Source organism: Pseudomonas mucoides (assembly GCF_015461845.1).
Lineage (GTDB): Bacteria > Pseudomonadota > Gammaproteobacteria > Pseudomonadales > Pseudomonadaceae > Aquipseudomonas > Aquipseudomonas mucoides.
In genome coordinates this window covers 1797312-1816998 of the sequence record NZ_JACOPW010000001.1, presented here as the reverse complement: position 1 = coordinate 1816998, position 19687 = coordinate 1797312, and the positions used below count along the sequence as shown (strand labels likewise).

Here is a 19687-nt window from a genome sequence, read left to right as displayed (position 1 = left end):
CGGAGGGTTACAGGTACTTGATCTGGAGGGTTGCGGAGCCGTCGAGTGTGACTTCGTCGGTCAGGGTCAGGCTGTTGGCGGGGGCGATGCCGGTACGCACATGGAGATCAAGGTTCAACTCCTTCATCGCGATGGGAGCAATGACGGCACCCGGAGCACCGACACTCCAGATGTTGTTGGCCCCCCAGAATGCCGCAGACCCTTCCTTAAGCCAGGTCTCGCCACCATCAGTGGAGAGAATGGCTTGAGCGTGGGTGCCGTCCGCCATCACATTGCGCGGAACAACGCGAAAGTGGCCCAGCTTTTCGTGGGTATTGATCAGCCCCAGGCCAAAGTAATTGCCCGCAGTGCTTGTGCCTGCACGGTTATCAATCGGGTTTATGGCAAACGGCGTAGCCGCATCGCAGTTCACTGTCATTTGCATGATTATTTCAGGCAAGTAAGTGTGTTTGTCGGGATTGAGGTCTTGTACGGAAAACTTGCCGTGATCGGCGATGCCGCCCCCGGCCAGTACTGGCGTGCATGCATTCGGAGTGATCAGACCTTTCACGGTCAGGTCCGTGCTGGAGGCAGCAAAGGCGGATGAGGAAACGGTCAGCAGCAAGGCAGCGGTCAGAAGGGATAAACGCGTGTTCATGTATGGCTCTTCCTTGATGAGCGATGATTGGGAGTTGCCCGATACGGACAGGGCGCAATCTATCGGTCGAGGTCGCCATGCGGAATGCAACTAATACGAAAACGGAGGGATCGGTGTACGAAAGGGTGTTGCGGACTAAAAATCGCCCTGCTGCGTAGCGTTGTCTGTAGTCCTTCTGTGTAGCCGATGTAGCTTATAAATGTAGGGCGGTTCTTTTTGTTTCGTGGGAGAAAAACCAGGCTCCCGATTACATTGGGTGAGGTGGTTTTACGCTCGGGAAAGGGCGTTGTGGTAGGACCCGGACGGCGCTATTTTTCGCGCATTCCAGTCACCTAACAGGATAAATCCGACAATGCGCGTAATCATTGCTGACGACCATCCGGTCGTTCGTATCGGCATGCGAATGCTCGTCGATCTGAACCGGACATGTGTGGTGGTAGGGGAGGCGGATGGTCCCGACAGTCTGTTGAGTCTGCTGTGCACGACGCCTTGTGATCTGTTGATCACCGACTTTTGCATGCCGGGCAACTTGCAGGCCGATGGGCTGAAAATGCTGAGCCGGGTGCGACGTGGCTACCCGACGATGCCTATCATTCTGGTCACGATGTTTGCCAGCGTCACCACGCTGAGGGCGGCATTCGCACTGGGCGTGGGGGCGATCATCGACAAAGGCGCGTCGGCAAAGGAACTGCCCCTGGCGATCAAATCGGTGGGTGAAGGGCTCCGTTATATCAGCCAGTCGTTGCGCACCGCGCTACTTCAGGCAGATGCCCAGGGGCAGTCGAGTTCCGCTGTGCTTTCCGCAAAAGAGCACGAAGTGGTCAGAATGCTCGCCAGTGGCATGACCGTCAGTGAGATCGCTGGTCACTTCAAACGCAGCGTTTCGACCATCAGCAAACAGAAAAGCATGGCGATGCAGCGGCTGGGCATTTCCACGGATGTGGACCTTTTTGCCTATGCCCGTGAGAGTGGCATGGTGCATTAGGTTCGCAATGCACTCGGGCAGTCCCGATATTCCCGCCACGAATGCCCATGGTCTTCCCCGTCTTTGCAGACTATCGTGCAGGCAATCCTTCAAACTTACGGAGTTTGCCCATGAGTGATGCCCACAACGCATTGATCACCCGGTTCTACCAGGCTTTTCAGCGTCTGGATGCCGAGGCCATGAGCGCCTGTTACACCGACGATGTGGTGTTCAGTGATCCGGCGTTCGGCGAACTGCGCGGTCGCGACGCCGGCGACATGTGGCGCATGCTCACCACTCGGGCCAAGGACTTCTCCCTGACCTTCGACAACGTGCGGGCCGACGATCGCACGGGCGGTGCGCACTGGGTCGCGACGTACCTGTTCAGCCAGACCGGCAACGTTGTGGTCAACGATATTCAGGCGCGCTTCGTGTTTCGCGACGGCAAGATCTGCGAGCACCACGACAACTTCGACCTGTGGGCCTGGTCGCGGCAGGCGCTGGGTTTCAAAGGGCTGATACTGGGGTGGACGCCTCTGGTCAGAAACGCCGTTCGTGCTCAAGCCCTCAAGGGGCTGAAGGCATTCCAGGCCAGTCGCTGATAAGATCGCGGCTTGTTTCCTACAAGCCATGATCGTCACGTGAGCACCCTCAGCGAATCTTCCGACACTGCCACCGAACCGGTGCTGCCCGTCAGCAAACCCTGGTTCGTCTATCTCGTTCGCGCAGCCAATGGTTCGCTTTACTGCGGCATCAGCGACGACCCCGTGCGGCGCTTCGCCACACACCAGAGCGGCAAAGGTGCGCGGTTCTTCCTCTCCAGCCCGGCCGTGGCACTCGTTTACACAGAAGTCTGTCGCGATAAAAGCGAAGCGCTACGGCAGGAACGGCTGATCAAAAAACTCAGGAAAAGCGCCAAGGAATGTCTGGTCGCGAGCGCCGCTGCGGGCTTATCAACCTGACTGATAAGTTCCTATCAGGCAGATCTGTAGGCCGCTTGTCGATTGCGCGCTAAGCTGCGGATTCCTTATCCGTGCGGCGGAGCCGAGCATGTCCGAGTTGATTCTTCATCATTACCCGACGTCCCCTTTTGCCGAAAAAGCCCGCCTGCTGTTGGGCTTCAAGGGGTTGTCCTGGCGCTCGGTGAACATTTCGCCGGTGATGCCAAAACCCGATCTGACTGCGCTGACCGGTGGCTATCGCAGGACGCCGGTTTTGCAGATCGGCGCGGATATCTATTGCGACACGTCGTTGATTGCCCGTCGTCTGGAGCAGGAAAAAGCCTTGCCGGCGTTTTTCCCGGAAGGCCAGGAAATGATTGCCGCGACCTTTGCGGCCTGGGCGGACTCGGTGGTGTTCCAGCATGCGGTCAGCCTGGTCTTCCAGCCGGAATCGGTGGCGGTGCGTTTCGGCAAATTGTCGCCGGAGGCGATCAAGGCATTCCTCGCCGACCGCGCCGGGTTGTTCAGCGGTGGCAGCGCTTCCAGGTTGTCCGCCGAGCAGGCGAAACATCAATGGCCGACGATCATGGCGCGGCTGGAACAACAGTTGCAACGCGAGCAGGGTGACTTCCTGCTTGGCGAGCCGTCGATTGCCGACTTTGCTCTGGTCCATTCACTGTGGTTCCTCAAGGCGACGCCGGTCACTTCACCGCTGGTTGATGCCTATCCGGCTGTGTCGGCCTGGTTTGGGCGGGTGATGGGCTTCGGGCATGGTGCGTCCAGCGAGATTACGTCCGCGGAGGCGCTGGAGGTGGCGCGCAATGCCACGCCAGCGGCTTTGCCGGATGAGCAGTTCGAAGAACCGAACGGGTTTGAACCTGGCGAGCAGGTGAAGATCGCGGCTATCGATTACGGCGTTGATCCGGTGGTGGGTGAATTACTGTTTGCGGGCAGTGAGGAATTGATTCTGCGCCGTGAAGACGAACGTGGCGGCGTGGTGCATGTGCATTTTCCGCGCTTTGGGTTCCGCATCGAGAAGCATTGACGTACAAACTGTGGGAGTGGGCTTGCTCGCGATGGCTGCGTGTCAGTTAACGATGATGTCGACTGATGCACCGCTACCGCGAGCAAGCTCCCACAGTTGTTATTTCAGGGCCGCGAGGATTGCGTCCGGGTCATACCCGCGAATCAGCGTCCCGTTCACATCGATGATCGGAATCCCGCCACCCCCCAACGCCTCATACGCCGTACGCGCCTGGGCATCCTTCTCGATATCGAATTCCTTGTACGGAATGCCTTTCTGATCGAGAAAACGCCGGGTCAGTTTGCAGTAACCGCACCAGTCGGTGGCATAGAGCACGACGTTGGCCTTGGCCTGTGCCTGCTCCGACACCACTTGCGAAGGGTTGAACACCCGCTCGATCTTGCCCCAGTTCTGGTAAACCACAACGACCAGCAGAATCAGCAGGAATTTCTTCAGGATGCCGTTCAGCATCAGTTGCGTCGCTTGAGCTGGTCGGTCAACTGAGTTGGCAAGCCCTTGATGATCAGTGTGCCGGCTTCTTCGTCGTACTCGATCTTCGAGCCCAACAGGTGCGCTTCAAAGCTGATGGACAGGCCTTCCGCGCGGCCAGTGAAGCGGCGGAATTGATTCAGGGTGCGTTTGTCTGCCGGAATCTCTGGCGACAGGCCGTAATCCTTGTTGCGGATGTGATCGTAGAACGCTTTCGGACGTTCTTCGTCGATCAGCTCGGAGAGTTCTTCCAGGCCCATCGGTTCGCCGAGCTTGGCCTGGCTGCTGGCGTAATCGACCAGGGTCTTGGTTTTCTCGCGGGCGGATTCTTCCGGCAAATCTTCGCTTTCCACGAAATCACTGAACGCCTTGAGCAGGGTGCGGGTTTCCCCCGGGCCGTCGACGCCTTCCTGGCAGCCGATGAAGTCGCGGAAATACTCCGAAACCTTTTTCCCGTTCTTGCCTTTGATGAACGAAATGTACTGCTTGGACTGTTTGTTGTTCTGCCATTCGGACACGTTGATCCGCGCGGCCAGGTGCAATTGGCCCAGGTCCAGGTGGCGGGATGGGGTCACGTCCAGCTGATCCGTCACAGCAACGCCTTCGCTGTGGTGTAGCAGCGCGATCGCCAGGTAATCGGTCATGCCCTGCTGGTAATGGGCGAACAGCACGTGGCCGCCTACTGAGAGGTTTGACTCTTCCATCAGCTTTTGCAGATGTTCCACTGCCACCCGGCTGAACGACGTGAAGTCCTTGCCGCCCTCGAAGTATTCCTTCAGCCAGCCGCTGAACGGGTGCGCGCCGGATTCGGCATGGAAGAAACCCCAGGCCTTGCCTTGTTTGGCGTTATAGCTCTCGTTAAGGTCGGCAAGCATGTTCTCGATGGCGCTCGACTCGGCAAGTTCAGAGTCGCGGGCGTGAAGAACTGCAGGTGTGCCGTCGGGTTTTTTGTCGATCAGGTGGACGATGCAATGACGGATCGGCATGGGCTTCTCGGCTGATTGAAGAGAGGAGGGCGTGCTCCCCGAAAAAGTGCCAAGTGTACCGCAACCACTGGTTTTGGCGCGGCATGAAGGGTAAATCCGGGGCGACCGGCGGCGCTTATGCGTTTTTTTCCCGTTTTAGAGCAATAAAGCTGACCAAATGGGTAGCTAGAGGCGGATATTTCCCCGTCTCTGTGCTAGTTTTGCCCCGTCTTGCGCGAAGTCACTGCGTTAAGCGTGCATTCAGCATTTGTCAGGTCGAACCAAACCCTGATTTCGGTATCTATAACCCCGATCCAGTGGTTATTGGCCGAGGGTGCCAGATCCAGAAGATCGGGCTCGATGGCTGACACTGCACTCTGCAATCCATATGAATTTGATAGGGAAGGAACACTACATGGCTCTTACTAAAGACCAACTGATCGCCGACATCGCTGAAGCTATCGACGCGCCAAAAACCACCGCGCGTAACGCTTTGGACCAACTGGGCCAAATCGTTGCTGATCAGCTGGAAAACGGCGGCGAAATCACTCTGCCAGGTATCGGCAAACTGAAAGTGACTGAGCGTCCTGCCCGTACTGGCCGTAACCCTTCGACTGGCGCTGCCATCGAAATCGCTGCCAAGAAAGTTATCAAGCTGGTTGTGGCCAAAGGCCTGACCGACGCTGTTAACAAGTAAGACTTGTTAAAAAAAACCGTGCTCCGGAGCAATCCGGACACGGTTTTTTTATGTCTGCGATTCAGCGATTGTCCTGCACCACCGCTGAACCAACGCAGGAGTGAGCCTGCTTAGCTCTTGCGAACCCAGCGTTCGCGCCAGACCTGCTGCTCGGATTTGGTCTGGAAGGTCCAGGCCACGAAGCGGCTCTGCTTCTGGCCCTGGGACATTTCCACCACCTGGCTTTCCAGCACACCGGCTTTTTTCAGTGCCGTCTGGATTGCAGGCAGGTTCGAGGCCTTCGAGACCAGCGTGCTGAACCACAGCACTTTATGCTGGAAACTCGCACTTTCGGCGATCAGTTGCGTCACAAACCGCGCTTCGCCGCCTTCACACCACAACTCAGCCGATTGACCACCGAAGTTCAGCACCGGCAATTTACGTTTCGGGTCGGCACGGCCCAGGGCACGCCATTTACGCTCGCTGCCCTTGGTCGCTTCGTCCATCGAGGCGTGGAACGGCGGGTTGCACATGGTCAGGTCAAAGCGTTCACCCGGCTCCAGCAAGCCCAGCAGGATGTGCTTGGGATTATTTTGCTGACGCAACTGGATGGCTTTATTCAGACCGTTGGACTGCACGATGGCTTTGGCGGCAGCGACGGCCGTCGGGTCGATTTCCGAACCGAGGAAGTGCCAGCGGTAGTCGCTGTAGCCGATCAACGGATAGACACAGTTGGCGCCCATGCCGATGTCGAGCACTTTGACCGGCGCGCCGCGAGGGATTTCACCGTCATTGACGCTGGCCAGCAAGTCGGCGAGGAAGTGCACGTAGTCGGCACGCCCCGGAACCGGTGGGCAGAGGTAATCCGCCGGGATGTCCCAATGCGCGATGCCGTAAAACGACTTGAGCAACGCCCGGTTGAACACACGCACCGCGTCGGGGCTGGCGAAGTCGATGCTTTCCTTGCCGTACGGGTTGATGATCACGAACTTCGCCAGTTCCGGCGTGGTTTTGATCAGTGCCGGGAAGTCGTAGCGACCCTGATGGCGGTTGCGCGGGTGCAGGTTGGCTTTTTCACGCGGTTCCACGGCTTTGGCCGGGGTGGCGGTGTCAGGCTTTTTGCGCGCAGGTCTTGGTGTGCGGGGGGCGTTCATGGGCGTTGTCGATTCGGGTATGGCTAAAAGTGACGGGTATTGTCCCACATCCAGCCGTTGTGAACCCAATTGTGACAAACACCAGATTCCCCCTGTAGGAGTGAGCCTGCTCGCGATGGCTGCGTGTCAGTAACGATGATGTCGACTGATGGGCCGCTATCGCGAGCAGGCTCACTCCTACAGGGGGCATTCGGCGTTTGAGGGAAAGGGGCAGGCACAAAAAAGGGAGGCCGTTACGGGCCTCCCTCTTTCATTGCGATGTGCCGTTACAGACTGGCAATCCGCGCATGCTGCTCGGCCAGCTTGCCCAAAGCCTGTTCGGCTTCGGCCAGTTTGGCGCGCTCTTTCTCGATGACTTCAGCCGGAGCCTTGTCGACGAAACCAGCGTTGGACAGCTTGCCACCGACGCGTTGGACTTCTCCCTGCAGACGCAGGATTTCCTTGTCCAGGCGCGCCAGTTCGGCGTCCTTGTCGATCAGGCCAGCCATCGGCACCAGCACTTCCATCTCGCCCACCAGTGCGGTGGCGGACAGCGGTGCTTCTTCGCCGGCAGCCAACACCGTGATCGATTCAAGACGAGCCAGCTTCTTCAACAGTGCTTCGTTCTCGGTGAGACGGCGCTGGTCTTCAGCGCTGACGTTCTTCAGGTAGATCGGCAGCGGTTTGCCAGGACCAATGTTCATTTCGCCACGGATGTTACGCGTGCCGAGCATCAGTTCCTTGAGCCATTCGATGTCGTCTTCGGCGGCCGGATCGATGCGCTCTTCATTGGCCACTGGCCAAGGTTGCAGCATGATCGTCTTGCCCTGAATACCGGCCAGCGGCGCGATGCGCTGCCAGATTTCTTCGGTGATGAACGGCATGAACGGGTGCGCCAGACGCAACGCCACTTCCAGGACGCGAACCAGTGTACGGCGGGTGCCGCGCTGACGCTCGACCGGCGCGTTTTCGTCCCACAGCACAGGCTTGGACAGTTCCAGGTACCAGTCGCAATACTGGTTCCAGATGAACTCGTACAGGGCTTGCGCCGCCAGGTCGAAACGGAACTGGTCGAGTTGACGGGTCACTTCGGCTTCGGTGCGTTGCAGCTGCGAGATGATCCAGCGATCCGCCAGGGACAGTTCGTAGGCTTCGCCGTTCTGGCCGCAGTCTTCGCCCTTGTCCAGAACATAACGCGCGGCGTTCCAGATCTTGTTGCAGAAGTTGCGATAGCCTTCAACGCGGCCCATGTCGAACTTGATGTCACGACCGGTGGACGCCAGCGAGCAGAAGGTGAAGCGCAGGGCGTCGGTGCCGTAGCTGGCGATACCGTCGGCGAACTCGTCGCGGGTCTGCTTCTCGATCTTCTTCGCCAGTTTCGGCTGCATCAGGCCGGAGGTGCGTTTCTGTACCAGCTCTTCCAGTTCGATACCGTCGATGATGTCCAGCGGGTCCAGGACGTTGCCCTTGGACTTGGACATCTTCTGGCCTTGGCCATCACGCACCAGGCCGTGCACATAAACGGTCTTGAACGGAACCTGCGGCGTGCCGTCTTCGTTCTTCACCAAATGCATGGTGAGCATGATCATCCGGGCAACCCAGAAGAAAATGATGTCGAAACCGGTCACCAGCACATCGGTGGAGTGGAATTTTTTCAGGAATTCGGTCTGCTCAGGCCAGCCGAGCGTGGAAAAGGTCCACAGGCCCGAACTGAACCAGGTGTCGAGAACGTCGTTGTCCTGTTGCAGCGCAATGTCCGGACCGAGATTGTTCTTGGCGCGCACTTCGGCTTCGTCGCGACCGACGTAGACTTTGCCCGACTCGTCGTACCAGGCCGGAATCCGGTGGCCCCACCACAACTGACGGCTGATGCACCAATCCTGGATGTCGCGCATCCACGAGAAGTACATGTTTTCGTATTGCTTGGGCACGAACTGGATGCGGCCATCTTCAACGGCTGCAATCGCTGGCTCGGCCAACGGCTTGGTCGACACGTACCACTGGTCGGTCAGCCATGGCTCGATGATCGTTCCGGAGCGGTCGCCTTTCGGCACTTTCAGGGCGTGATCATTGACGCTGACCAGCAGACCGGCGGCGTCGAATGCAGCAACGATTTGCTTGCGGGCTTCAAAGCGGTCGAGGCCGGCGTATTCGGCCGGGATCTTGCCGTCGATGCTTTCGTTCAGCGTGCCGTCGAGGTTGAACACCTGGCAGGCCGGCAGTACGGCAGCGTTTTTGTCGAAGATGTTCAGCAGTGGCAGGTTGTGGCGTTTGCCGACTTCGTAGTCGTTGAAATCGTGGGCCGGGGTGATTTTCACGCAGCCGGTGCCGAATTCAGGGTCGCAGTAATCGTCGGCGATGATCGGGATGCGGCGGCCGACCAGCGGCAGCTCGACAAATTTTCCGATCAGAGCTTTGTAGCGTTCATCGTTCGGGTTAACCGCGACGGCGGCGTCGCCGAGCATGGTTTCCGGGCGAGTGGTCGCGACGATCAGGTAATCATTGCCTTCCGCGGTTTTGACGCCGTCGGCCAGCGGGTACTTGAGGTTCCACAGGAAACCTTTCTCGTCGTGGTTTTCCACTTCGAGGTCGGAAATCGCCGTGTGCAACTTGGTGTCCCAGTTGACCAGACGCTTGCCGCGGTAGATCAGGCCGTCTTCATGCAGGCGCACGAAGGCTTCTTTCACCGATTCCGAGAGGCCGTCATCCATGGTGAAGCGCTCGCGGCTCCAGTCGACGGACGAGCCGAGGCGACGGATCTGACGGCTGATGTTGCCGCCGGATTCATCCTTCCATTCCCAGATTTTCTCGAGAAATTTCTCGCGACCCAGGTCGTGGCGGCTCTGGCCTTTGGCTTCGAGTTGACGCTCCACCAGCATCTGCGTGGCGATACCGGCGTGGTCGGTGCCCGGCTGCCACAGGGTGTTGCGACCCTGCATGCGGCGGAAACGGATCAGGGCGTCCATGATCGCGTTGTTGAAGCCGTGACCCATGTGCAGGCTGCCGGTGACGTTCGGCGGCGGGATCATGATGGTGTAGGACTCGCCCGCGCCTTGCGGGGCGAAGTAATTCTCAGACTCCCAAGTGTTGTACCAGGAAGTTTCAATGGCGTGCGGCTGGTAGGTCTTATCCATGCGCGGCGGGACCCTATTGGCATTTATTCAGGAAAAGCCGGCAAGTATAGCGGGGCATGGGGCGCAGGGCGAGCAGGTGCGGACAGGGCGCAGTCAAATCCAGCGCTGATCTACTGTGGGAGCGAGCTTGCTCGCGATGGCGGTCGGTCGGTCAACATGGATGTTGAAGGTTATGGCCTCATCGCGAGCAAGCTCGCTCCCACAGGGATTGGGGGGATTCTGGTTATTCGTATTGGCTGAGAAGCCGTTCCATCCGCGCTTCAAGGCGACGTTTGATTTCGGTTTCAATATGCGGGGCGAAGTCGTCGATCACGTCTTGCATGATCAACATCGCAGCAGCGCGCAGTTCGCCGTCCAGGTGCAGCAGGGCGTCGGGGCCTTTGCTGGTGTTCGGCGCGGGTTGCGCGGCAGGGGCGGGCGGTGGTGTCGGTTCGACCGGCTGCGGCACATTGCCGACAGACTCGAACAACATGGGAATCTGTTCCTGATCACCGTCGATGACCGTGTCGGTCAGCAGCGGAGGTTGCAGGTTGTCATCGCCGAGCAATTGGCGGATCGACTCGAGGTCGTCCAGCAGGTGCGCGGACTTTTGCTGCGGTTTCGGAGTGTCCATCGGAATGCTCAGAGTCGCTGTAAACGGTGGTCTTGCAGAGGATAGCCCTGTTCGCGGTAGAAACGGAAACTCTCCCGCGCAGCCGCACGAATCGTCGGATCTTCCACCACTATTTCCGCCACGCGGGCAAATTTGTTGGCGAATACCGGCACTTTCAGGTCGAGATTGACCAGCAGGTCCTGGTGCTGACCGCAGTCTTCACCCAGTCCCAGCACAATCAAACCGTCCGGTTCACTGTCGGCGGGCCCATGAGGGACGAAGCTTTCGCCCTTGAACGCCCAAAGGCGCGCATCAAGGTCGTCGCGCTGGCTAGCATCGCTGCAATGCAGGTAAATGCGGTGGCCCATGCGCCAGGCTTTTTCGGTGAGCTTGCAGGCGAAATCCAGGCGTGCCGAAGGATCGGCGCTGGGCAGGATATAGAAGTCGACTTTGGTCATTGCGGTTCCTGAGCCAGGCGCGGCGTCACCCAAAGGCAACGCCACCCCGGTTCATCGGTTTCAGGCTTTGGCGCGGTCCAGCAGGTATTGGGTCAGCAATGGAACCGGACGGCCAGTGGCGCCCTTGTCCTTGCCGCCGCTGGTCCATGCGGTGCCGGCGATGTCCAGGTGCGCCCAGTTCAGGTTCTTGGTGAAGCGCGACAGGAAGCAGGCTGCGGTGATAGTCCCGGCTTTCGGCCCGCCAATGTTGGCGATGTCGGCGAACGGGCTGTCCAACTGCTCCTGGTACTCATCGAAGAGCGGCAATTGCCAGGCGCGGTCGTCAGCGGTCTGGCCGGCGCTCAGCAGTTGGCCGATCAGTTCGTCGTTGTTACCCAGCAGGCCCGAGGTGTGGGCGCCCAGGGCCACGACGCAGGCGCCGGTCAGGGTCGCGATGTCGATCACGGCTTGCGGCTTGAAGCGTTCGGAGTAGGTCAGGGCATCGCACAGCACCAGACGGCCTTCGGCGTCGGTGTTGAGGATTTCCACGGTCTGGCCGCTCATGGTGGTGACGATGTCGCCAGGGCGCGAAGCGTTGCCGCTCGGCATGTTCTCGGCGCACGCCAGGATGCACACCAGGTTGATCGGCAGTTTCAGCTCAAGCACAGCACGCAGGGTGCCGAACACGCTGGCAGCGCCGCCCATGTCGTACTTCATTTCATCCATGCCGGCGCCCGGCTTCAGGCTGATGCCGCCGGTGTCAAAGGTGATGCCTTTGCCGACCAGGGCATACGGCTTCTCGGATTTCTTGCCGCCGTTGTATTGCATGACGATCAGGCGCGGAGGCTGGGCGCTGCCCTGGCCCACGGCGTAGAACGAACCCATGCCCAGTTCCTTGATTTTCTTTTCATCAAGAACTTCTACTTTCAGGGTTTTGAATTCTTTGCCGAGGTTCTTGGCCTGCTCGCCGAGGAACGTCGGGTGGCAGATGTTCGGCGGCAGGTTACCCAGATTACGGGTGAAGGCCATGCCGTTGGCGATAGCGGTGGCGTGAGTCACGGCGCGCTCGACTTCAGCCTGCGCAGCCTTGATGGTCAGCAGGGTGACTTTCTTCAGGGCGCGAGGTTCCGCTTTCTGGCTCTTGAACTGGTCGAAGGTGTATTCGCCGTCCACCAGGGTTTCAGCCAGCAGGCGGGTCTTGCCGTAGCTGTCGCGGCCCTTGACCACGATTTCGTCCAGCGCCAGCACGGCGTCGGTGCCGCCCAGGCCTTTCAGGGTGTTGAGTACGCCGGCAATGATTTTGCGGAACGGGCGGTCGCCCAGCTCTTCGTCCTTGCCCACGCCAACCAGCAGAACGCGGTCAGCCTTGAGGTTCGGCAGGCTGTGCAGCAACAGGCTCTGGCCGACTTTGCCGGCGAGGTCGCCGCGCTTGAGCACAGCGCTGATCGCACCACCACTCAGTTCGTCCAGCTGTTTGGCCACGGCGCCGAGCTTGCGGCCTTCGCCGACGGCGACGACCAGCGTGGCGGTCTTCAACGTTTCTGGGCTAACGCTTTTTACAACCAGTTCCATGTCCGGGTCCCTGAATAATGGTCAACGTGCGTGGGCAAAACGGCGACGCACAGACGCTTGCTTATATAGATGGTAAGACGCAGGTCACGGCCCGCGACAAAGGCCGCAGTTTGAACCTCGCTCCCTGCGCCTGACAACCCTCGGTTGTACGATCTTCAACGCATTGAACGCCAGCTTGAGCATGCGCAGTGACAGGGGCACTCATTCACAGGATAATGCGCCATCTTTTTCGGCGGCTCTGCCCTGCAGGCTGTCTGATACGTTTGCTTGTTTGGCCGCCTTAGCCTGACAACCCTGGAGTGTCTGGTTTGATTGTCTTCCGTTATCTGTCCCGCGAAGTCCTGTTGACCTTGAGCGCAGTCAGCGCCGTGCTGCTGGTCATCATCATGAGCGGTCGCTTCATCAAATACCTCGCCCAGGCGGCCTCGGGCCTGCTGGATCCGGGCTCGCTGTTCCTGATCATGGGCTTTCGCCTGCCGGGTTTCCTGCAGCTGATTCTGCCGCTGGGCCTGTTTCTCGGGATCCTGCTGGCGTACGGTCGCCTGTACCTCGAAAGCGAAATGACCGTGCTGTCGGCCACCGGCATGAGCCAGCAGCGACTGTTTGTCATTACCCTGTTTCCGGCCACGCTGGTGGCGTTGATCGTGGCCTGGCTGAGCCTGAGCCTGGCGCCACAAGGTGCCAATCAGTTCCAGCTGCTGCTGAATAAACAGGATGCGCTGACCGAGTTCGATACCCTCGAGCCGGGTCGCTTCCAGGCGTTGCGTGACGGGACCCGGGTGACCTACACCGAACAGTTGACCGATGATCGCGTCAATCTGGCAGGTGTGTTCATTTCGCAGAAGAACACCAACTCTGACCAGAAGGATCGCGGGATTTCCGTGCTGGTGGCCGAGAAGGGCCGCCAGGAAATCCGCCCGGACGGCAACCGCTACCTGATTCTCGACAACGGTTATCGCTATGACGGTAATCCGGGGCAGGCCGACTATCGCGCGATCAAGTACGACGAGTACGGGGTATTGCTGCCAAAGCCGGACGTCAGTGACGAAGTGACCGACCGTGATGCGATGAGCACTCGTTCCTTGATGGGGACCGAGGACACGCGCTTGCGCGCCGAGTTGCAATGGCGTCTGTCCTTGCCGTTGCTGGTGTTCATCGTGACGCTAATGGCGGTGCCGTTGTCGCGGGTCAACCCGCGCCAGGGCCGTTTCCTCAAGCTGCTGCCGGCGATTCTTCTTTATATGGCTTACTTGACCATCCTGATTGCCGCCCGTGGCGCCCTCGATAAGGGCAAGATCCCGCCGGCCCTTGGGTTGTGGTGGGTTCACGGGGTGTTTCTGATCATTGGACTCGGGTTGCTTTACTGGGAGCCGTTGCGCCTGAAGATGGCGAGTCGCCGCAGCGCGCTGGAGGTGGCTCGTGGTTAAGCTCGATCGCTACATCGGTAGCAGCGTATTCATGGCCATCCTGGCGGTACTGGGGATCATTCTCGGCCTGGCGACACTGTTTGCCTTCATCGACGAGATGAGCGAAGTCAGCGATACCTATACGCTGATGGATGCTTCCAGTTACGTCTTGCTGACGGCGCCGCGCCGTCTTTACGACATGTTGCCAATGGCGGCACTGATCGGGTGCCTGATTGGCCTGGGCAGTCTGGCCAGCAACAGTGAGCTGACCATCATGCGCGCCGCGGGTGTGTCGATCGGTCGTATCGTCTGGGCGGTCATGAAGCCGATGCTGATCCTGATGGTCGTGGGCGTGCTGATCGGCGAATACGTGGCGCCGGCCACCGAAGTCACGGCACAAGCCAACCGCTCGCTGGCCCAGGGCAGTGGCGATGCGCAAAGCGCCAAGCATGGCTTGTGGCACCGCCAGGGTGATGAGTTCATCCACGTCAACTCGGTGCAGCCCAACGGCATTCTTTACGGTGTGACCCGCTATCGCTTCGATAAGGAGCGGCACATGCTGTCGTCAAGCTTCGCCAAGCGTGCCGAGTTCGACAAGGATCACTGGCAGCTCAGCGACGTCACGACCACGGTGTTCCATGACAAGAGCACCGAAGTGGTCACCACCCCCGTCGAGCGCTGGGATATTGCCCTGAGCCCGCAGTTGCTGGACACCGTGGTGATGGCGCCCGAGTCGCTGTCGATCAGCGGATTGTGGGGTTACATCCACTATCTGGCGGATCAGGGCCTGAGCAATGGCCGCTACTGGCTGGCGTTTTGGGTCAAGGTGTTGCAGCCACTGGTGACGGCGGCGCTGGTACTGATGGCGATTTCCTTCATCTTTGGTCCTTTGCGTTCTGTGACCCTCGGCCAGCGGGTGTTTACCGGCGTTCTGGTGGGCTTCACCTTCCGTATCGTCCAGGATTTGCTGGGGCCTTCGAGCCTGGTGTTCGGTTTCTCGCCGCTGTTTGCGGTGCTGATTCCGGCCGGTGTCTGTGCCCTGGCGGGCGTCTGGCTGTTGCGCCGGGCTGGTTGATCGGGGGTTTTTCCTGACCCCGTCGCCATCTGAAACGCCCCTGTCGCAAGACCGGGGCGTTTTTGTACGTGCCGTCTGACCTGCGAACGTGACGCTTGCGCCGTGGATCAGGTACAATTCCCGGCTATTTTTCGGCGGGCTATGCCTGCAGCCTTTTTGAGTGTTGATCCGTGAGTGATTTGAGTCATATCCGCAATTTCTCCATCATCGCCCACATTGACCATGGCAAGTCGACGCTGGCTGATCGATTCATCCAGATGTGCGGCGGCCTTGCCGAGCGCGAAATGGAAGCCCAGGTACTGGACTCCATGGACCTGGAGCGTGAACGCGGGATCACCATCAAGGCCCACAGCGTCACCCTTTATTACACCGCTCGCGATGGCATCAAGTACCAGCTGAACTTCATTGACACCCCCGGCCACGTTGACTTCACCTATGAAGTCAGCCGGTCGCTGGCGGCCTGTGAAGGTGCGTTGCTGGTGGTCGATGCCGGTCAGGGCGTTGAAGCGCAGTCGGTTGCCAACTGCTACACGGCGATCGAGCAGGGCCTGGAAGTCATGCCGGTCCTGAACAAGATCGACCTGCCACAGGCCGATCCGGACCGCGTCAAAGAAGAAATCGAAAAAATCATCGGCATCGATGCTACCGATGCGGTCGAGTGCTCGGCCAAGACCGGTCTGGGCGTCGACGAAGTGCTCGAGCGCCTGGTCGCGACCATTCCTGCGCCGACCGGCAACTACGAAGATCCGCTGCAAGCGTTGATCATCGACTCCTGGTTCGACAACTACTTGGGCGTTGTTTCCCTGGTGCGTGTGCGTCACGGTCGTGTGAAGAAGGGCGACAAGATCCTGGTCAAATCCACCGGCAAGATCCACCTGGTGGACAGCGTCGGTGTCTTCAACCCGAAACACACCCCGACGGTTGACCTGAAGGCCGGTGAAGTAGGCTTCATCATCGCCAGCATCAAGGACATTCACGGTGCGCCAGTAGGTGACACCCTGACCTTGAGCTCGACGCCAGACGTTGACGTGCTGCCAGGTTTCAAACGCATTCAGCCGCAGGTTTACGCCGGTTTGTTCCCGGTCAGCTCCGACGACTTCGAAGATTTCCGTGAAGCCCTGCAAAAGCTCACGCTCAACGACTCGTCCCTGCAGTACACCCCGGAAAGCTCTGACGCCCTGGGCTTCGGCTTCCGTTGCGGGTTCCTCGGCATGCTGCACATGGAAATCATCCAGGAGCGCCTGGAGCGCGAGTACAACCTGGACCTGATCACCACGGCGCCGACGGTAATTTTCGAGCTGTTGCTGAAAACCGGTGAAACGATTTACGTCGATAACCCGTCGAAGCTTCCGGACCTGTCCTCGATCGAAGACATGCGTGAGCCGATCGTGCGGGCCAATATTCTTGTGCCGCAAGAGCACCTGGGCAACGTCATTACCCTGTGCATCGAAAAACGTGGCGTGCAACACGACATGTTGTTCCTCGGTTCCCAGGTCCAGGTGACCTACGATTTGCCGATGAACGAGGTGGTCCTGGACTTCTTCGACCGTCTGAAATCGACCAGCCGTGGTTATGCGTCGCTCGATTACCATTTCGATCGTTATCAATCGGCTAGTCTGGTGAAACTGGATGTGCTGATCAACGGTGACAAGGTCGACGCTCTGGCGCTGATCGTGCACAAGGATAACGCGCACTACAAAGGTCGCCAGCTGACCGAGAAGATGAAAGAACTGATTCCGCGCCAGATGTTCGACGTCGCGATCCAGGCCGCCATTGGCGGGCAGATCATTGCGCGAACCTCCGTCAAGGCTCTCAGAAAGAACGTATTGGCCAAATGCTACGGCGGTGACGTTAGCCGTAAGAAGAAACTGCTTGAAAAGCAAAAGGCCGGTAAAAAACGCATGAAGCAAGTCGGCAACGTGGAAATTCCACAAGAAGCCTTCCTTGCAGTGCTCAGGTTGGATAGTTAGGTCCTATGTCACTAAATTTCCCGCTGTTGCTGGTCATCGCCGTGTTCGTCTGCGGCCTGTTGGCGTTGCTCGATCTGGTTTTCCTGGCGCCGCGTCGGCGTGCTGCCATTGCCTCCTATCAGGGCAGCGTCAGCCAGCCTGACGGGGTGGTGATCGAGAAACTGAACAAAGAGCCGCTGCTGGTCGAATACGGCAAGTCGTTCTTCCCGGTGTTGTTCATCGTGCTGGTCCTGCGTTCGTTCCTGGTGGAACCGTTCCAGATTCCGTCCGGCTCGATGAAACCGACCCTGGACGTGGGCGACTTCATTCTGGTGAACAAGTTTTCTTACGGGATCCGCCTGCCGGTGATCGACAAGAAAGTCATCGAAGTCGGTGATCCGCAGCGCGGCGATGTGATGGTGTTCCGTTACCCGAGCGATCCGAACGTCAACTACATCAAGCGTGTAGTGGGCCTGCCGGGCGACACGATTCGCTACACCGCCGACAAGCGTCTGTTCGTCAACGGCGAGTCGATTGCCGAGCAACTGGTCGGCTCCGAGCCGGGCACGCTGGGCAGCGCTGAGCTCTACAAGGAAAAACTCGGCGTTGCCGAGCACTTGATCCGCAAGGAAATGAGCCGCTATCGCGCCACGCCGGACCATTCGTGGACCGTGCCCGCCGGGCACTATTTCATGATGGGCGACAACCGCGACAACTCCAACGACAGTCGCTACTGGGATGATCCAAGCATTCCCAAGGATCTGCTGGGCATGGTTCCCGACAAGAATATCGTCGGCAAGGCCTTCGCAGTCTGGATGAGCTGGCCGGAACCCAAACTCAGTCACCTGCCGAATTTCTCGCGGGTTGGCCTGATCAAGTAATCACACACGGCGCTGTTGAACACAGCGCCGAATGCTTTTCTGGAGTCGGCACAATCGGCGCCAGCAGCATGAAGCCAATGATATTCAGGACGTTATTTTTGAACACAGCGTTAATTGTCCCAGGCCTGCGCCGTATCACGGCGATGGCGGTGGAATCCAACCACGAACTCAGCGTGGGTAAACCGTGAGCGTCTCCTTAAGTCGTCTCGAGCGTCAGCTCGGCTACACCTTCAAGGACCAGGAACTGATGGTTCTGGCCCTGACTCACCGCAGCTTTGCCGGGCGTAACAACGAACGCCTGGAGTTCCTCGGTGATGCCATTCTTAACTTCGTCGCTGGCGAGGCGCTGTTCGATCGCTTCCCGCTGGCCCGCGAAGGCCAGTTGTCGCGTTTGCGCGCACGCCTGGTGAAAGGTGAGACGCTGGCCGTACTGGCCCGCGGTTTCGATCTGGGCGACTACCTGCGCCTGGGCTCTGGCGAACTGAAAAGCGGCGGCTTCCGTCGCGAGTCGATTCTGGCCGATGCCCTGGAAGCGCTGATTGGTGCGATCTACCTCGACGCCGGCATGGACATGGCGCGCGAGCGTGTGTTGGCCTGGCTGGCCGGTGAGTTCGAAGGCCTGACGCTGGTCGACACCAACAAAGATCCAAAAACCCGCCTGCAGGAATTCCTGCAATCGCGTGGTTGTGAGCTGCCACGTTACGAAGTGGTGGATATCCAGGGTGAGCCGCATTGCCGGACGTTCTTCGTCGAATGTGAAATCACCTTACTGAATGAAAAAAGCCGAGGTCAGGGTGTGAGTCGTCGTATTGCCGAACAGGTAGCGGCCGCCGCAGCACTGATTGCCCTGGGTGTGGAGAATGGCAATGACTGATACAAACGCAACTCGCTGTGGCTATGTTGCCATCGTCGGCCGTCCCAACGTGGGCAAGTCCACGCTGCTGAACCACATCCTGGGTCAGAAACTGGCGATCACCTCGCGCAAGCCGCAAACCACCCGCCACAACATGCTGGGCATCAAGACCGAAGGCGCCGTGCAGGCGATCTACGTCGACACCCCGGGCATGCACAAGGGCGGCGAAAAGGCGTTGAACCGCTACATGAACAAGACCGCTTCGGCGGCGTTGAAAGACGTCGACGTGGTGATCTTCGTGGTTGACCGCACCAAGTGGACCGACGAAGACCAGATGGTTCTCGAGCGCGTCCAGTACGTGACCGGTCCGCTGATCGTGGCACTGAACAAGACGGATCGCATCGAAGACAAAGCCGAGCTGATGCCGCACCTGAGCTGGTTGCAGGAACAGCTGCCGAACGCGCAGATCATGCCGATCTCGGCCCAGCACGGGCACAACCTCGAAGCGCTGGAGCGTGTGATCGCCGGTTACCTGCCAGAAAACGATCACTTCTTCCCGGAAGACCAGATCACTGACCGCAGCAGCCGCTTCCTCGCCGCCGAACTGGTACGCGAGAAAATCATGCGCCAGATGGGCGCCGAGCTGCCGTACCAGATCACCGTGGAAATCGAAGAGTTCAAGCAGCAGGGCAAAACCCTGCACATTCATGCCTTGATCCTCGTTGAACGCGACGGCCAGAAGAAGATCATCATTGGCGACAAGGGCGAGCGCATCAAGCGCATCGGCACCGAGGCGCGCAAGGACATGGAGCTGCTGTTCGACTCCAAGATCATGCTCAACCTCTGGGTGAAAGTGAAAGGCGGCTGGTCTGATGACGAGCGCGCGTTGCGTTCGCTGGGTTACGGCGACCTGTAAACCTGTTCCAGATACACCGAAGCACCCTGTGGGAGCGAGCTTG

At 59.0% G+C, this 19687-nt stretch carries 19 protein-coding genes; 11 read left to right on the top strand and 8 right to left on the bottom strand.

Annotated features, from left to right (window positions below; translation table 11 throughout):
- Positions 1–7 precede the first annotated feature (7 nt).
- Entirely contained in the window at positions 8–637 is a 630-nt protein-coding gene (locus H8F22_RS08505) for a DUF1120 domain-containing protein (protein WP_017340646.1), read from the bottom strand.
- Positions 638–989: 352 nt separating this feature from the next.
- Between H8F22_RS08505 and H8F22_RS08500 the strand changes: the two genes are divergently transcribed.
- The 4 genes from H8F22_RS08500 to H8F22_RS08485 all read left to right on the top strand — a co-directional run bounded on the left by H8F22_RS08500 (position 990) and on the right by H8F22_RS08485 (position 3587).
- Positions 990–1622 carry a response regulator transcription factor gene (locus H8F22_RS08500; RefSeq protein WP_027924870.1) on the top strand — a complete coding sequence of 211 codons (633 nt, stop codon included), beginning with the start codon at positions 990–992 and terminating at the stop codon, positions 1620–1622.
- A 110-nt stretch (positions 1623–1732) separates the two neighbouring features.
- On the top strand, positions 1733–2203 hold the full coding sequence (locus tag H8F22_RS08495; protein ID WP_027924871.1) for a nuclear transport factor 2 family protein: 471 nt from the start codon (positions 1733–1735) through the stop codon (positions 2201–2203).
- Between the two features lie 39 nt (positions 2204–2242).
- On the top strand, positions 2243–2563 hold the full coding sequence (locus H8F22_RS08490) for a GIY-YIG nuclease family protein (protein WP_194939951.1): 321 nt from the start codon (positions 2243–2245) through the stop codon (positions 2561–2563).
- A gap of 88 nt (positions 2564–2651) precedes the next feature.
- Positions 2652–3587, top strand: coding sequence for a glutathione S-transferase family protein (locus tag H8F22_RS08485; RefSeq protein WP_194939950.1), 936 nt, complete (start codon positions 2652–2654; stop codon positions 3585–3587).
- Positions 3588–3686: 99 nt separating this feature from the next.
- Here the strand turns inward: H8F22_RS08485 and H8F22_RS08480 are convergent, their stop codons facing one another.
- Both H8F22_RS08480 and yejK read right to left on the bottom strand, forming a co-directional pair.
- On the bottom strand, positions 3687–4037 hold the full coding sequence (locus tag H8F22_RS08480) for a glutaredoxin family protein (protein WP_027924874.1): 351 nt from the start codon (positions 4035–4037) through the stop codon (positions 3687–3689).
- Entirely contained in the window at positions 4037–5041 is a 1005-nt protein-coding gene (gene yejK / locus H8F22_RS08475; RefSeq protein ID WP_027924875.1) for a nucleoid-associated protein YejK, read from the bottom strand. The genes H8F22_RS08480 and yejK overlap by 1 nt, the downstream gene beginning before the upstream one ends.
- 394 nt (positions 5042–5435) lie before the next feature.
- Here yejK and H8F22_RS08470 point away from each other — a divergent pair, with 394 nt between their 5' ends.
- Positions 5436–5717: an HU family DNA-binding protein gene (locus tag H8F22_RS08470; RefSeq protein ID WP_007905514.1), complete on the top strand. Its 282-nt coding sequence runs from the start codon at positions 5436–5438 to the stop codon at positions 5715–5717.
- A 110-nt stretch (positions 5718–5827) separates the two neighbouring features.
- Here the strand turns inward: H8F22_RS08470 and rlmF are convergent, their stop codons facing one another.
- From rlmF to H8F22_RS08445, 5 genes are all read right to left on the bottom strand, one after another.
- Positions 5828–6850: a 23S rRNA (adenine(1618)-N(6))-methyltransferase RlmF gene (rlmF, locus tag H8F22_RS08465; protein ID WP_027924876.1), complete on the bottom strand. Its 1023-nt coding sequence runs from the start codon at positions 6848–6850 to the stop codon at positions 5828–5830.
- 266 nt (positions 6851–7116) lie between these two features.
- Positions 7117–9963 (bottom strand): valine--tRNA ligase, encoded by a 2847-nt coding sequence (locus H8F22_RS08460; RefSeq protein WP_027924877.1) that lies wholly within the window; start codon positions 9961–9963, stop codon positions 7117–7119.
- Positions 9964–10186: 223 nt separating this feature from the next.
- Entirely contained in the window at positions 10187–10576 is a 390-nt protein-coding gene (locus tag H8F22_RS08455; protein WP_027924878.1) for a hypothetical protein, read from the bottom strand.
- A gap of 8 nt (positions 10577–10584) precedes the next feature.
- Positions 10585–11013 carry a DNA polymerase III subunit chi gene (locus H8F22_RS08450; protein WP_059181573.1) on the bottom strand — a complete coding sequence of 143 codons (429 nt, stop codon included), beginning with the start codon at positions 11011–11013 and terminating at the stop codon, positions 10585–10587.
- 60 nt (positions 11014–11073) lie between these two features.
- On the bottom strand, positions 11074–12564 hold the full coding sequence (locus H8F22_RS08445) for a leucyl aminopeptidase (protein WP_027924880.1): 1491 nt from the start codon (positions 12562–12564) through the stop codon (positions 11074–11076).
- Positions 12565–12872: 308 nt separating this feature from the next.
- Between H8F22_RS08445 and lptF the strand changes: the two genes are divergently transcribed.
- The 6 genes from lptF (at position 12873) to era (ending at position 19644) form a co-directional block, all read left to right on the top strand.
- The gene (gene lptF / locus H8F22_RS08440) at positions 12873–13991 is read left to right on the top strand and encodes an LPS export ABC transporter permease LptF (RefSeq protein ID WP_027924881.1); all 1119 of its coding nucleotides are present in this window, start codon (positions 12873–12875) and stop codon (positions 13989–13991) included.
- A complete protein-coding gene (gene lptG / locus H8F22_RS08435) occupies positions 13984–15045 on the top strand; it encodes an LPS export ABC transporter permease LptG (RefSeq protein ID WP_027924882.1) in 1062 nt (353 codons plus the stop codon). The genes lptF and lptG overlap by 8 nt, the downstream gene beginning before the upstream one ends.
- Positions 15046–15215: 170 nt before the next feature.
- Positions 15216–17015: a translation elongation factor 4 gene (gene lepA, locus H8F22_RS08430; RefSeq protein ID WP_027924883.1), complete on the top strand. Its 1800-nt coding sequence runs from the start codon at positions 15216–15218 to the stop codon at positions 17013–17015.
- 5 nt (positions 17016–17020) lie between these two features.
- Positions 17021–17875, top strand: coding sequence for a signal peptidase I (gene lepB / locus H8F22_RS08425; protein WP_027924884.1), 855 nt, complete (start codon positions 17021–17023; stop codon positions 17873–17875).
- Positions 17876–18059: 184 nt separating this feature from the next.
- Positions 18060–18749, top strand: coding sequence for a ribonuclease III (rnc, locus tag H8F22_RS08420; protein WP_027924885.1), 690 nt, complete (start codon positions 18060–18062; stop codon positions 18747–18749).
- Complete coding sequence (gene era / locus H8F22_RS08415) at positions 18742–19644, top strand: GTPase Era (RefSeq protein WP_027924886.1); 903 nt, start codon at positions 18742–18744, stop codon at positions 19642–19644. Before rnc ends, era begins: the two co-directional genes overlap by 8 nt.
- Positions 19645–19687: the final 43 nt, after the last annotated feature.